This window comes from Streptomyces sp. NPDC051105 (assembly GCF_040682795.1).
Lineage (GTDB): Bacteria > Actinomycetota > Actinomycetes > Streptomycetales > Streptomycetaceae > Streptomyces.
Genome location: NZ_JBFBBR010000005.1, coordinates 183,717 through 198,029 on the forward strand (window position 1 = coordinate 183,717; position 14,313 = coordinate 198,029).

12 protein-coding genes and 2 tRNA genes are annotated in these 14,313 nt (G+C 70.2%); 2 read left to right on the forward strand and 12 right to left on the reverse strand.

Translation table 11 applies throughout. From position 1 onward, the window contains the following. Window positions 1-102: 102 nt before the first annotated feature. A complete protein-coding gene (locus AB0N16_RS14420) occupies window positions 103-519 on the reverse strand; it encodes an ester cyclase (protein WP_365796498.1) in 417 nt (138 codons plus the stop codon). Window positions 520-656: 137 nt separating this feature from the next. Further along, a complete protein-coding gene (locus tag AB0N16_RS14425) occupies window positions 657-1,046 on the reverse strand; it encodes a MarR family winged helix-turn-helix transcriptional regulator (protein ID WP_365796500.1) in 390 nt (129 codons plus the stop codon). A 208-nt stretch (window positions 1,047-1,254) separates the two neighbouring features. On the opposite strand from AB0N16_RS14425, the gene AB0N16_RS14430 reads away from it, so the two are divergent. After that, complete coding sequence (locus AB0N16_RS14430; RefSeq protein ID WP_365796502.1) at window positions 1,255-2,790, forward strand: DUF488 family protein; 1,536 nt, start codon at window positions 1,255-1,257, stop codon at window positions 2,788-2,790. A 58-nt stretch (window positions 2,791-2,848) separates the two neighbouring features. On the opposite strand, the gene AB0N16_RS14435 is transcribed toward AB0N16_RS14430, so the two are convergent. After that, on the reverse strand, window positions 2,849-3,976 hold the full coding sequence (locus AB0N16_RS14435) for a TDT family transporter (protein ID WP_365796504.1): 1,128 nt from the start codon (window positions 3,974-3,976) through the stop codon (window positions 2,849-2,851). A 287-nt stretch (window positions 3,977-4,263) separates the two neighbouring features. Here AB0N16_RS14435 and AB0N16_RS14440 point away from each other — a divergent pair, with 287 nt between their 5' ends. Continuing rightward, window positions 4,264-5,298 (forward strand): GlxA family transcriptional regulator, encoded by a 1,035-nt coding sequence (locus AB0N16_RS14440; RefSeq protein WP_365796506.1) that lies wholly within the window; start codon window positions 4,264-4,266, stop codon window positions 5,296-5,298. 20 nt (window positions 5,299-5,318) lie between these two features. Here the strand turns inward: AB0N16_RS14440 and AB0N16_RS14445 are convergent, their stop codons facing one another. From AB0N16_RS14445 to AB0N16_RS14485, 9 genes are all read right to left on the reverse strand, one after another. Further along, on the reverse strand, window positions 5,319-5,723 hold the full coding sequence (locus AB0N16_RS14445; protein WP_365796508.1) for a nuclear transport factor 2 family protein: 405 nt from the start codon (window positions 5,721-5,723) through the stop codon (window positions 5,319-5,321). Between the two features lie 145 nt (window positions 5,724-5,868). Beyond that, window positions 5,869-5,943, reverse strand: a tRNA-Val gene (locus tag AB0N16_RS14450). A 39-nt stretch (window positions 5,944-5,982) separates the two neighbouring features. Continuing rightward, entirely contained in the window at window positions 5,983-6,429 is a 447-nt protein-coding gene (locus AB0N16_RS14455) for an SRPBCC family protein (protein ID WP_365796510.1), read from the reverse strand. Window positions 6,430-6,550: 121 nt separating this feature from the next. Continuing rightward, entirely contained in the window at window positions 6,551-9,289 is a 2,739-nt protein-coding gene (locus tag AB0N16_RS14460; RefSeq protein WP_365796512.1) for a Tat pathway signal sequence domain protein, read from the reverse strand. 93 nt (window positions 9,290-9,382) lie between these two features. Beyond that, window positions 9,383-10,036: a hypothetical protein gene (locus AB0N16_RS14465; protein WP_365796514.1), complete on the reverse strand. Its 654-nt coding sequence runs from the start codon at window positions 10,034-10,036 to the stop codon at window positions 9,383-9,385. Between the two features lie 4 nt (window positions 10,037-10,040). Beyond that, on the reverse strand, window positions 10,041-10,925 hold the full coding sequence (locus AB0N16_RS14470) for a carbohydrate ABC transporter permease (RefSeq protein WP_365796516.1): 885 nt from the start codon (window positions 10,923-10,925) through the stop codon (window positions 10,041-10,043). Further along, on the reverse strand, window positions 10,895-11,857 hold the full coding sequence (locus tag AB0N16_RS14475; RefSeq protein WP_365796518.1) for a sugar ABC transporter permease: 963 nt from the start codon (window positions 11,855-11,857) through the stop codon (window positions 10,895-10,897). Before AB0N16_RS14475 ends, AB0N16_RS14470 begins: the two co-directional genes overlap by 31 nt. 11 nt (window positions 11,858-11,868) lie before the next feature. After that, window positions 11,869-13,155 carry an extracellular solute-binding protein gene (locus AB0N16_RS14480; protein ID WP_365796520.1) on the reverse strand — a complete coding sequence of 429 codons (1,287 nt, stop codon included), beginning with the start codon at window positions 13,153-13,155 and terminating at the stop codon, window positions 11,869-11,871. Between the two features lie 1,037 nt (window positions 13,156-14,192). After that, window positions 14,193-14,264, reverse strand: a tRNA-Val gene (locus AB0N16_RS14485). Between the last annotated feature and the right edge of the window lie 49 nt (window positions 14,265-14,313).

A 14,313-nucleotide genomic window follows, 5' to 3' on the forward strand; every position in this document is an offset into this window, starting at 1 on the left:
GGCGCCCCGCCACATCACGGCCTCACGGCTTCACGGCTTCACGGCTTCACGGCTTCACGGCTTCACGGCTTCACGGCTTCACGGCTTCACGGCTTCACGGCTTCATAGCGCGGCGAGGCCGAGTTGCCGCAGCATGCCGAGTTCGTCGCTGCTGCCCCAGCGTTCGACGAGCTTGCCATCACTGTCGAAGCGGCTGATCTGCATGCCTCGGTAGCTGACCTTCTTGCCGGTCGCCGGTCGCCCCATGAGCGGCCCCAGGTGCGTCCCGCTGATGACGTAGGCGAAGGCCAACTCGTCGTCGGTGGCCAGCAGATGCTCCACCTGGACGTTCAAGTCGGGGAAGGCCTCGCGCAACTCGCCGAACATGTCCTTGTACCCCTCGGGCCCCGGCCCCTGTCCGGGGGCGGGATCGTGGTCGATCGAGTGGGGGGCGACGATCTCGTCGAGGGCGTCGAGGTTACCGGAGACGACGGCCTCTCCGAAGGCGGTCTGCGCGGCGATGTTCGCTTGCTGAGCCATGGGCCCTCCCGGGCGTGTCTCGGGCGCCGGCCTGTTCGTCGGCTGAGAGGTCCGCATCCATGCCGTCCCCCGACCGTACCTCCGCCGCTCGCGGCCGGCATGTCCACCCCGCGGGCATCCGGCGACGCCGGTCCGGCTCACCACGGCCCAGGGGCGAGACGGCTGCGCAGCAGCGCCTGAGCGGTCCTTTCGGCGTCGGCGAACCTGGCGTGTCCGGCGTCGGTCAGGGTGACCTCGACCGTCCTGCGGTCTCCGGCACGTCGATCGCGTTCGATGAGTCCGGCCGCCTGCAAACCCTTGAGAAGAGAGGTAATCCGGCTTCCCGACTCCCGGAGGAAGGCCGTCAGCCGGGCAACGGGCACGGGGCCGCCCCCGGCCTCCGCGACGGCACCGAGAATGAGATAACCGTGGAGCGACAGCCCGTGCAGCGACCGCAGCTCGCCGTGCAGGTGCCCCAGGGTCAGCAGGATCGGTGGCAACTGCCGCCGGGTGGTGTCCGACGGATCACTGTCGCTCATGTCGCTCATGTCGCTCCGGGAGGCGGTTCCTCGGGCCGCGAACCCGCGGCCGGACCATCACAACCAGGCGCCGTACGACACCGATCGCGGGCCGAACGGACACGAGGCCCTCGGATCAGGACACCGGCCCGCACACCCCTCACAAAACGTCCGGACATACATGAAATGGACATTCCACTAGAATGCACTTACCGCAAGAGCCGCCGGAGCGTATGCCATGGCCAAACAGATCGTCTGTCGCGGAATCCACGGGCAACCGCCTTCCGAGGGCGGCGGGAGCGCCGAGCGGGTGCTGGTCGACCGCGCCTGGCCGGAGGGCATCGACCGGCGGGACGCGCCTCTCGACCAATGGCTGCGGGATGTCGCGCCGTCCGCCGAACTGCAGCGCTGGTACGGCCAGGACCCCCGCCGGTTCGGTGAGTTCCGTCGCCGGTACCTGGCCGAGCTGGACGATCCTGAGCACCGGAGGGCGGCCGCCCGGCTACGGGACCTGGCCGAGCACACCAGCCTCACTCTGCTGACCGCAGCTCAGGACACGGACCACAGTCATGCCGCGGTACTCGCCGAGTGGCTCACCGACCACGGCGCCCCTGACACCGAACGTCCCGATGCCGACTGTCCTGATGCCGACCCTCCTGACACCGAACGTCCCGGCACCGACCGTCCCGATGCCGGAGACGCCGATCCCGGCAGGCGCCCGCCTGGGCACCGGGCAGCCGCTCTCGCCGCCCTGGCCGACGTCAACGCGGGGGCGCTGGCCTTCGTCATGGGCACCGGCATCGTCTCCACCTGCCTGTACGCCAACGGTGCCGACGCCCTCTCCACAGCACTGCTCTGGGTGGCCCTGGCCGGCTTCGCGGTCCTGGTGCCCGCCTACGGCCTGCGGCTGCTGCGCCACCGGCAGCGGTTCGTCGCGGATCTCCTCGGGCCTCGTACCTTCGCTTTCCTCACGCTCGCCATCTCCGCCAACGTGCTGGCCGCACGCTTCGTCCTGGACGGCCGCACCGCGGTGGCCGGAGCGTTCCTGGCGTTCGGCGCGTTGGTGTGGCTGGTGTTGGACTACGGCATTCCGCTCGCGCTCATCACCACCACGCGGCGCGGTCCGGCGCTCGACCAGGTGAACGGCACCTGGTTCCTGTGGGCGGTGGCCTCGGAGTCGGTGGCCGTCGCGGCGGCCGCGCTGGCACGGGTGACGCCGGGACACGTGCTGCCCGTGCTGGCGGTGGTGTGCTGGGCCGTCGGGCTGATGCAGTACCTGCTGACCGCCGGGATCGTGCTGGCGAGACTGCTGGTCCGGCCGGTGCAGCCGAAGACTCTCATGACGTCGGTCTGGATCTTCATGGGAGCGGCGGCGATCGCCGTGCTCGCCGGCGTGCGGCTGGTCTCGCTTCCGCCGGGCAGCCTGCTGCTGTCGCGTCCGGTCGTCCTGGGGTCGTCCGTGGTCCTGTGGTCGTTCTCCAGTTGGCTGATCCCGCTCCTGCTGGCTCTGGGCGTGTGGCGGCACGCCGTGCGCCGCGTTCCGCTGCGCTACGAACTCGGCTGGTGGAACCTCGTCTTCCCGGTCGGCATGTACGCGGTCACCACCCACGAGCTGGGACGCGCCGCCGGAACCTCCTGGATGTCCACGGCCGGCCGCTGGGAGGTGTGGGTCGCCGCGGGGTTCTGGGCCGTCGTGTTCGCCGCCGTGGCGGCGACCGTGCTCCGGCCGCTCGCCACGGCACCCCCCCGGACGCCGTCTCGCGCGGCGGGTTGACGCCCGCGGGCGGGGAGCGCCCTCCGGTGGACGCACCCGGCACGGCGCCGGGGCGGTGTCACCGGCGGACGGCGTGCCGCAAGGAGTGCCAGGCCACCACCGCCCAGGCGACGACGAGCAGCGCGTACAGGACGACGGCGCTCCACACGAAGAGCTCAGAGCCGGTACGGGCGGCGAGGGCACTGGTGCCGGTGACGCAGGCGCCGAGCGGGAAGATGAAGGACCACCAGGTGGGCGCGAAGGGCAGCCCCCGCCGGACCTCCCGCACGGTCAGCGCCGTGGCGAGCACCAGCCACAGCGTGGCGAAGCCCCATATCCCGATTCCGCCCAGGAGGGCCGCTACCGCACTCCCGCGCGCGTACGGGGCCGGCAGCGTGCTCGGCGCCGCCGTGGCCAGCGCGCCCAGCGCCGTCACCGCCTGGTCCAGCGCCCCCACGCCGATCCACACCGTGGGCACCGTCGCACCGCTGGGCGCGTCGTGGTGCACCAGACGGCTGTACACCATGGCCAGCACCAGCAGGACCGCCACCAGCCCGAGGCCGAGCATCGCGTAGCAGCCCAGCAGCAGGGCCAGCCGCGGCTGCCCGGCCGGCGCCCGCGGGACGAGCAGCGCGCCCGTCGCGGCCGAGACCATCGGCGGCACCACCGGCAGCAGCCAGCCGCCGAACGCCGCGTCCGGCGTGAAACGGTGCCGGGTGACCATCAGGTACGGCACCGCGCAGGCGGTGGCGAGACCGAGCACCGTGCCGGCGGACCACAGCACCCAGTCCACGTCCAGCGCCGCCCGCTCCCCGATCAGCCGCCGGCCGAGCAGCAGCGTCCCGGCCCCGACGGTGAGCAGCGCCATCGGTGGCGCCCCGAAGAACTGCGCCAGCACCGGATCACCGGCGTGCACGCGCAGCATCCGCTGCCCGAGATACCCGGCGCCCAGCACGATCAGCAGCAGCGCGGCCGCCGCCCAGACCACCGTGGCGGCCACCCCGAGCCCGGGAAAGGTCCGCGGCAGGGTGGCAGCCGCGCCGGCCACGATCCCGGTGCCCATGACGGCCGCGAACCAACCGGGACCGAGCCGCCCTCTCCGGGTGCCGTGGGCCCCGCCCGGCCGGCCCCGGGTACGTCCGGAAACTCCCGGAACCGAGCCGTCCTGGGACGGGATCGCTGGGCTGGTACTGGAGTGGGGTGCCACGGCGTGGAGCGCCTTCTCTTCTCGTGTCGGGGTTCGTCACCGCCTCCGACCGGCGGCGGTGACGGGCCGACCGGCCCGTCCACGCCCGGCAGCTCGCGGGTCGCGGCCGAGACCGTCGGCCCGTTGGCGCTTCCGAAGGTAGGGCGCTGCACTGATCCCGCCACAGCGCAGCACGTGCCAGGACGCCCTCACTCCAGGACATCGGGGCACCGCCCGGTCAGGTGAATTGGGTAATCAAACCCACCGGGCCTACTGTGGAGCGAGTCCGTCCGGCTAGGAGGCGCACGATGAAGGACAGAGCGTCAGGCGGGAAACCCCTGCTGGTGACCGTGCTGCTCTTCCCAGGCGTTCGCCTGCTCGACGTCACCGGCCCGATCGAGGTGTTCTCGTCGGCCAACGACTTCGGCGGCCGCTACCGCGTGCGCACGGTGTCCCCGGACGGCGCCGACGTGGCCACCGCGTCCGGCACCGGCCTGAGCGTCGATCTGCCTGCCGCGCAGGCGCAGGATGTCAGCGACGTGCTGGTCATCCCCGGCGGCCCCGAGTGGCCCTCCCTCGTCAAGGACGACGCCCTGCTGGACACCGTGCGGGCGCTCGACGCACGTAGCCGCCGTACGGTGTCCATCTGCACCGGTGCCTTCCTGCTCGCCGCCGCCGGACTGCTCGACGAGCGCACCGCGACCACGCACTGGCGCTTCGCCGACCAGCTCGCCCTGCGGTACCCGCGGGTGACCGTGGCGGCCGACCCGCTGTTCGTGCGCGACGGCCACATCATGACCTCGGCGGGCGTCAGCTCGGGCATCGATCTGTCACTGGCCCTGGTGGAGGAGCACTTCGGCGCCGATGTCGCCCGGGCCGTGGCCAAGGACATGGTCGTGTTCATGCAGCGACCGGGAGGCCAGTCGCAGTTCAGCGTCCGCACCCGGACTCCGCTCGTGCGGCAGGAGATGCTGCGCCGGGTCCTGGACGCGGTCGCCGAGGACCCGTCCGCCGACCACACCCTGTCGGCCATGGCGCGCCGGGCGGGTGTGAGTCCGCGTCACATGACGCGCCTGTTCCGCGACGAGATGTCCACGACCCCGGCCCGCTATGTCGAGCGGATGCGCATGGAAGCCGCCCAGGCGATGCTGGAGGGCGGCGACGACCCCATGGCCACGGTGGCCCGGCGCACCGGCTTCGGCTCACCGGAGTCGCTGCGCCGGGCCTTCACACGCAACCTCGGCATCACGCCGGGGACCTACCGGGCACGCTTCCGCACCACGGACGCCACAGACACCACGGACACTGCGGACACCGCCGGCGACGTTGGGCCGCCCGGCTGACCGATCCGCGAGGCCGGCCGTCAGGCCCTCGTGATGGTCCGCCCCGGCATCGGCTCGGCGAGCGCGGCCCGCCAGGCCGGTGAGCCGAACGGCCCGGCGAAGTACTGCGTCTCGTGCACCACATGCCGGTCGGCGAATTCCATGATGCTCACCGAGTACGAGGGCACGCCGTCGTAGGTGATGACGCACTCACTCACCCACACCCCCGCGTGTCCGGTGATTCGCCGGACCGTGAAGTGCCGGTCGGCGGGGTGTCCGCCGCGTTGCGCGGCGATCGTCTCGCGCCCCCGGAAGCGCTCCCCCGACTGCGGGTAGTCCAGGATCGCGTCGTCGGCGTAGACGGCGTGCTCGGCTTCGACGTCCCCGCGTTCCGATGCCCGCCAATGCTCGTCGATCGCGGCCCTGATCCCGGAATCAGCGTCCATGGCACCACCTTTCCGCAGCGGTGACAGCCTAGGCACACCTGACCGCGGCGCGCCGATGGGCAGGCGGGTGCGGGCCGGCGGGTCCACCATTCGGCCGGGCCCATACAAATAAGGCCGGTCCGCACAGGCGGACCGGCCTTCCCGGTGGTGGGCGATACTGGGTTCGAACCAGTGACCTCTTCGGTGTGAACGAAGCGCTCTCCCACTGAGCTAATCGCCCGGGAACGCAGTGAACGATACAGGGACCGGCGGGCTTCGTTCAAACCGCTTGCAGGTGCCTGCACAGTCCCCGCCGTCCCGACCACATCATCAGCCGGTGGTTGGCGCGGAAGAACGGCCGCCCGGGGACGGCCAGTCGGCGCAGCAGCGGCTTGCCGACGTCGACGACCTGGTCGTAGCGGGCCAGGGTGCCGCTGCCGTCGGCGGTGACCGTCCAGCGGGCCCAGCCCTCGATGTCGCCGTTCATCGCGATCTCCAGCACGCCGGCGGCCGGGTCGCGCCGGATCTCGCGTGCGGTGAACGTCATGTCGTACGGCAGGACCGAGCGGATGGTGATGATGCCGGTGGTGTCGTTCAGCCGTGTGACCGCACGCACCTGCGGCCACCAGAGCGGGTAGTCCTCGACCCGCTCGAGGGCCCGGTAGACGGCGGCGCACTCGGCGGGCAACGGCCACAGGCTGCGGAAGCGGTAGTGGGTCCAGTCCATGGGCGGAGTCTGCCCACCTAATCGATCTGAGTACGCGTACTCATGCCGCAGGGAGTGACCTGGACCACACTCTTGGGTGCGAGCGCCGCCGCCCGTGCGACGGCGCTCCCCCTCTCACCTGCTACGACGGCATCCTGTCGCCCAGCAGGGCGAGGTTCTCGATGGCCGCGAGCCCGTACAGCGCGGTGTCGTTGGAGGACACCCAGCTCGCCTCGCTGCCCGCCACCAGAGTGACCGGCCCGGAGAGCGGTTCGGTCTTCCACGGCGAGGACTCCGTATAGCCGTCGGAGCTGTAGAACTTCGTCCACGCGCGCTTGGCGAGCGTCGCGTCACCCGTCTGCACGGCGGCGTACGCGTCGAGCCGGGAGTGGCCCTGGAAGAGCAGCAGGGTGCCGAAGTTGGCGCCGTAGCGTGCCGCCTGTTCGGCCTTGGTGGCGTTGAAGTAGCGGCAGTAGTCGAAGTACACCTCGTTGAACCTGGGCATGTCGGTCAGGTAGATGAGTTCGGCGCAGAGTTCGTTGAGGCCGAAGACCGCCGAGAGGTGGGACACGGAGACGACCGGGGTGGCGGCGGTGGCGAACTTGCCGGTGTCGAGGTCGTACAGGCCGCTGCCCTGCACGAATCCGTTGGGCTGGGCGGCGATGCCCTCCATGGTCGACAGCACGCGCGCCCTGGCCTTCTCCCACTTGGGGCCCTTGCGCTCCCACTCGGTCAGCCAGGCCGAGACGAGGCCACTCCAGTCGGTGCCGAAGCCGATGGAGAGAGCGTGCCGGTCGGGGGTGTAGGGGTCGGTGCGGATCTTGCGGAGCGGGTCGAGGACGAGGAAGGTCTCGTCGGAGTCGACGTTGGCGGCCATGAGGTCGCCGACGCGTTCGTCGGCGGTGAGGAAGTAGTAGAAGCGCCGGTAGGTGGTGTTGGAGATGCGCTGCTGTTTGGCACTGTCCGCGAAGTGCTGGACGCCGTGCCGGGTGCCGAGGCCGGCCCACTGGCCGAGGTGGTAGACGTCGACCTCACCGGTGTGCCGGGTGAGTGCCTCCGCGAACCGGAAGATGTCCGAGCGGCCGCTCCTGAGGTACGCGTACCAGAGCCACAGGTCGGGCGAGAGCTCGGAGTTGTCCCAGGCGTAGCCGCCGACGTCGTACCGCCATTGGTGGCGCACGGTGTCGTAGGTGTGCATGAAGTCGCCGTAGTCCCAGAAGCCGTACCAACGGCGTTGTTCCACCTGGTCCTTGTAGTAGGCGAAGAGGAAGTCGAGGTGGTCCTCGATCTTCGCCTTGGCGGCGGTGGAGCGGTCGGGCTCGGAGTAGAGGCCGGGGCCGAAGACCTTGGCCTTGATGAGCTGCCGGGGCGGGGCGGTGAGCTGCGGCAACGTCCTTACGGCCTGGACCTGTTCGGCCAGGGCGTCCGGCGAGGGGGTCGACTCGTTGGCCCAGAAGAGGAGTTCGGAGGTGCGGGCGATGCCGTACGGGGTGCCGAACTCCGGCTCGTAGTCCTCGTAGGTGATGTTGAGGCCTTCGAGCTGTTCGGCGTAGGTGTCCTGGCCCATGCCGTCGTGGTAGAAGCGCAGGTCCATCGGCTGGGCCTCGGGCGACCAGAGCCAGAGGGTGACCTCGGCCGTGTCGGTGTGGGCGTCGCGGATGTCGAGCTGCGCCGGGAACTTCTCCCAGAAGTCCCGCAGGCCGAAGGAGAGTCCGCCGCTCGCCCCGCCGACGTAACCGAACCCGGAGGCCCGTCTGCCGCCGCCGGCCGCGATCCAGCCGTACCCCTTCCTGGTGCGCTTGCGCAGGGTGAAGCCGTCGGCGGAGAGCTGGGCGAGGGTGTAGTCGCCCCAGTGCGGGATGTACTGCAACCGTGTGGTCACCCGCTGGTCCCAGGTGGACGGGTCGGCCAGCTTCTCCCCCGCGTACTGGGCCGCCTGCACGGCCGCGCCCGGGTCCCGGCGCAGCCCGGTGATGCCCTGGACGGCCTCCCGCAGCAGGCCGGTTCCCTCGCCGCCGATGCGGATGTGCCGGTCGTACGCCTCGTCGCGCATCGGCACGCTGAAGCGCACGCCGAGCCCGCGGATGAAGTCACCGCTCGCCTTGCCCGGCTCCTGGGTGCCGTCGTAGGTGATCGTGTGGACCATCCGGAAGGAGTCCGCGCCCGCGTAGAAGTAGAGACGGATCGAGAACGGCAGCCAGCTCCGGCTTCCCTTGCGGTGCTTGCCGTCGATGCGGACGACCGCGCGGACCGGACCCTCCTGTTCGACGGTCACGGCGTCGATCGCCCCGTTGAAGCGCTCGGTCTTGACCGTGCCCTGGTCCTCGTCCTCGATCTCGGGCTGGCGGATGAGGACGAGCCGCCCGTTCCTGGCGATCTCCGTCGAGCCGCGGGTGACCGACTTGACGAGCGTCGAGCCGTTCTTGCCGATCTTCACACCGATCACGCCGGTGGACACGTCGATCGTGCCGCCGCTCTTGTCGACGGTGACCTTCTGCGCGGGGGCGGCCGGGTCGCCCGCCACGAGCGTGAGCTTGCCGTTGCCCGAACTCACCGCGTGCGCGGTCCACTTGAGGGAGCCGTCCGGCCAGTAGCCGATCGGCCAGGACTGGACGGGCACGTCCTTGCCGTCCTCGTCCGTCAGCGCGAAGGTCTGGTCCTCCTGGAACGCGCCCATCGGCCAGGGCACCCCGACGGTCGAGCCGGGCGCGGCGCCGAGGCCGCCGTCCTCCAGCCAGTCCAGGGTCACCGGGTCCGCGTCGGCGGCCGCGGCTCCGGGCGCGGCCTGCGCGTCCTTGGCGCCCAGCGCCCAGCTGAACTGGGCGGCGGCACCGGCGACGGCGGCCGCCTTGAGAAGGGACCTGCGGGGGATGGGAGACATGGTCCGCCCTTCCTTTCCGTACGCATGCGGGTTATCAGGTGCATGACAGAGAGAGTTGCGACGCCGGAGGCGGCGCCCCTGGTGCGCGGCCGGTCAGCGGCGGCGCCGGAGGCGCTCCTCCACGGCGACGGCCGCCGCCGCGACGGCGCCCAGCACGGGCACCGCCAGCGGCGCGATCAGCAGGGCGGAACAGGCCACCAGGACCGCTCCCCCGACGAGCAGGAAGGATCCGCCGGGGTCGAGGACGGTACGCCGACCGGCCGCCGCGAGCAGGGCGCGCCAGCGGTCGCCGGGCGCCCATACGGCCGCCGCGCGCAGCCCCGCCACGGCGAGGCCGATCACCGCGAACAGACCGACGGCCCCGACGAGCGGCCCGCCCGGCAGCCCGGCCCGCACGGCCTGGACGTCCACCCAGGCGACGGCGACCGCACCCCACCCGGCGAGCCCGACCAGCCAGCCGCCGCGCAGGGCGATCCGGAAGTCCTCGACGAACTCCCGCCAGCCGCCGCCCACCTGGCCGGTACGGCGGCGCAGGTGCCGGGCGCCGGCGGCGAAGGCGGCCGGGTAGGTGATGACCCCCAGGGACGCGACGGCGATCCACACGCCGGTGAGGAGGCATTCGGCGAAGACGCCGAACCGGTCGGAGAAGGCGGTGGACTTCGCCCGTACGTCGTCGGAGAAGGCGGCGGACTTCCCCCGTACGTCGTCGGAGAAGGCGGCGGACTTCCCCCGTACGTCGTCGGCCACGGCCTCAGCCCTTCAGTCCGGAGGTCGCCATTCCGTCGATCAGATAGCGCTGGAAGGCGAGGAAGAACAGCAGCACGGGCAGCAGCGCGACCAGGGACATGGCGATCATCCCGCCGTAGTTGGCGGCCACGCCGTCGGAGTCGCGGAACATCATCAGGCCCAGCGAGACCGTGTACTTGCCGGGCTCGTTGAGGTAGATCAGCGGACCCATGAAGTCGTTCCAGGCGTTGATGAAGGTGAAGATCGCGCTGGTGATCAGGGCGGGCCGGCACAGCGGCAGCACGATCGACCAGTAGATGCGGAAGTGCCCGCAGCCGTCGAGCCGGGCCGCCTCGTCCAGTTCCCGGGGCAGGTTCCGCATGAACTGCACCATCAGGAAGACGAAGAAGGCCTCGGTGGCGAGGTACTTCCCGATCAGCAGGGGGGTGTAGGTGTTGATCCAGCCCAGCTTCTGGAACACCACGTACTGCGGGATCAGCAGTACGTGGTACGGCAGCAGCAGGGTGCCGATCATCAGGGAGAAGAGCAGATTGCGGCCGGCGAAGCGGATCCGGGCGAAGGCGTAGGCGGTGAGCGAGCAGGAGATCAGCACGCCGACGACGGCACCGAGCGCGTAGAAGAGCGAGTTCTGGAAGAAGGTCCAGATCGAGATGTCCGCGATGCCGTCGGCAAGGCCCTTGAAGTTGGACAGGATCGGGTGGGACGGCAACAGCTGGAGGCTGTTGATGATGTCCTTGCTGGGCTTGAACGAGGCGCCGATCACCCAGACCACCGGGTAGAGGATGACCGCGAGGATCAGCAGGGCGCCGAGGTGCCAGGCGAGCGAGCCGGTGTGCTTCCGGGAGAGAGCGGGGGAACTCATCGGGCGGCCTCCTCGTAGTGCACCCATTTCTTCTGGGACCAGAAGAGGACGGCCGTGACCAGGGCGACCGCGAGCAGCAGCATCCAGGCCATCGCGGCGGCGAAGCCCATCCGGGCGTTCTGGAAGCCCTGCTGGTACAGGTAGCAGGTGTAGACGAGCGTGGCGTCGGCCGGACCGCAGTACGTGTTGGAGACGACATAGGCCGAGCCGAAGATCTGGAAGGAGTGGATGGTCTCCAGGAGCACGTTGAAGAACAGCACCGGGGAGATCATCGGCAGGGTGATGTTCCAGAACTTCCGGAACGGCCCGGCCCCGTCCATCTCGGCCGCCTCGTACAGCTCCTTCGGCACCTGCTTCAGTCCCGCCAGGAAGATGACCATGGGGGCGCCGAACTGCCACACGGTCAGGGCGACCAGGCAGTACAGCACCCAGTCGGCGTTGCCGACCCAGCCGCCGACGTGCCAGCCGAAGAAGGACTGGGTACGGTCCACGATCGCGTCGTCGGAGAACAGCGACCGCCAGACGAAGCCCACCGAGACGCTCGCGCCGATGAGCGAGGGGGCGTAGAAGGCGGCCCGGTAGAAGGCCTGGCCGCGCCGGCTCTGGGCGAGGAGCAGGGCCACCCCCAGGGCGAGGAGCAGCTTCAGCGGGGTGCCGATGACCACGTACTTCGCGGTCACCTCCACCGACTTCTGCCAGCGGGGGTCGTCGAACATCGTGGTGAAGTTGTCGAACCCGACCCACTTCGGGGTGTTGAAGAGGTTGTAGTCGGTGAACGCGAAGTACAGCGAGGCGACCATCGGGCCCGCGGTCAGCAGCAGGAAGCCGGCGATCCACGGGGACATGAAGAGGTAGCCGGCGAGGTTCTCGCGCCTGCGGCCCGGCCGCCGCCCCGTCGTGGCGGAGGCGGCCGGACGCGTCCCGCGCGCTGCGGGCAGGGAGTCCTTGACGAGCGTCACGGCACGCCCCATCAGGCCTGGAAGGCGGCATCGGACTCGGTGAAGAACTGCTTCACCGCGTCCGCGACCTTCGTCTTGCCCTGTCCGAGGTCGCCGCCGATACGCAGGAAGGCGGCCTCGATGGTGTCGGCACCGGAGGGGTGCGGGGTGATCGTGCCGAGGACGCCCGCCTTGGCGGTGTCGTCCTCGTACTGCGCGATCTCCTTGTTCACCGTGTCGGTCGGCTTGAACGCCGCGTACTGCTCGGTGCTCGCGAGGATGCCCCGGTCGTAGCCCATGATCCTGCCGACCTCGGGGTCGTGGACCATGAAGTCGATGAACTGCGCGACCTCCTTGGGGTGCGCGGTACGGGCGGAGGCGCTCAGCATCAGGGAGGCGAGGTACTGCCCCGTGTGCTTGCCGTCCATGGTCGGGATCGGCGCGAGGCCGTAGGTGCTGTCGCCCTCCGACGAGTAGCGCACGGTGAAGTTGTCCCAGGTGAACTCCGAGGCGCCGTGGCCGGCGGAGAGGGAGGACTTGGGCTGGTCCTGTGCGACGACCTTCGGGTCGGTGACGAGACCGGCCTTGACCCGGTTGTAGCCGTCGGTCCACCACTCCGTCAGGTCGGCCTTGTCGAAGCCGAGTCCGTCGCCGGTGTAGAACGCCTTGCCGTTCTGGCGCAGGTAAAGGTCGTAGAGGTACATGATGGCGAAGTAGCCGGTGTCCCCCGCGACCTTGGTCTTGTCGTGGATGGTCTTCAGCGCCTTGAAGTAGTCGTCCCAGGTCCAGCCCGTGTGCGGTTCGACGCCGGCCTTCTCGAAGACCTTCTTGTCGATGACGAGCGCCATGGTGTTGGAGCCGACGGGGATCCCGAGTTGCTTGCCGTCGACCTCGCCGACCTTCGTGACGTCGGCCCGGAAGTGATCCAGGCTCAGATTGCCTGCCTGAACCTGAGACTTGAGGTCGAGGAGAATTCCTCGCTTGTCGTACTTCCGAAGAAAGGTGACGGCATTTTGGAAAACGTCCGGGGGATTTCCGCCGGCGGCCTGGGTCTGGAACTTCTCCCAGAACGATTGATATGTCTGGAAGTCCGTCTTGACCTTGATCTTCGGGTACTTCTTCTCGAAGAGCTTGATGGTCTGGTTGATCTTCGTGGCGCGCTCCTCGGCACCCCACCACGAGTAACGGATCGTCACCGCCCCGTCCCCGGAACCGCTTCCGCCTCCGCACCCTGTCGTCGCGCCGAGCCCGAGCGCGGCCGCCGAGGCCCCGGCCGCCTTCAGGACGGTCCGCCTCTCCACATTCCTGCTCGTTCCCACAGTCGGGCCCCTCCCCGCAGCGTCGCCGACGCCTGCATGAATCGTTTCAAGTAAGCGCTTGCTGGCACAAGTTACGGAGGGGCCGGTGAGGCGTCAATGATTCGGACAGGAATTTCTTGTGCCGAGGGGCGGCGGTGAGGCGGGGCAGGGCGCGGGCACGATGGCCGATGGGCGGGTGACGCCGCAGGTGGGGGGCGTGCAGCCGGTGGGCCGAACGTGAAGTGGCCTGCGGTGGCCGGGGATTACGGGTTGGCTTCGATGCGCGGTCCGGGGCGTTGACCGGGGCGGAGACCAGGCCGGAGACCGGGCCGGGACGAAGATCCGTTGCGTGGGTTCGCGAGGGAGCAGGTGGGCGCCGTGGATCTCCTTCCGAGCGGAGCGCTCGAGGCGGTCGGCATCGAAAGGGGGCACGGTGAGGGGCGGGCGGCTGGTGCGGGTCCATTCGAGGGTGGGACGCGGCGAGGGGCGGGCGGACGGCGCCGGTCCGAGTTGGTCGGCAGGGCCGATTCCTCCGACGACTGCGACCCTCGGGCACGACTTGTCATGCACCCGCCACGGCGGGCCAGCCCTGAAGATCGCCGTCCGCCATGGACGGTTGCTCGCCTGATGCCGTCAGCCGCCGACGGGTTCGGTGAGTGGCCTTGCACCCACCGCGTCCGCCCACGCCGCACAGACAGACGGATCCTCTCCGCATCGCACGGGGAATCACGGAGCGCGACAACGTCGACACCGACCGACACCTCTCACCTGCGCCGCTCCATTGCCGTCAGGCGCACCGGTGCGCGCCGCACGCCAGGCAGGCGCCGCGAAGCCGATCAGGCGCCGCACAGCTCTTCGCGCCGCCGCCTGGGCGCACGATCGCGCAGCGGCCTGCCCGCACGGTGCACGGGACGTCTCGGGAGAACGCCCGGCCGGAGCCGCACCAGCCGGCCGCAGGTATGCCGTACAGGCTGGGCGGCGGCGCCGGTGCTCGCGCCCCGGGGCCCTGAAACAACCGCGGCCCACCTGCTCTCTCGCAGGTGGGCCGTGGTTCCGGGTGGGCGATACTGGGTTCGAACCAGTGACCTCTTCGGTGTGAACGAAGCGCTCTCCCACTGAGCTAATCGCCCGGACGCAGGAAGAACATTACCCCATGTCAGGGGGTGCCCCCGACCAGTC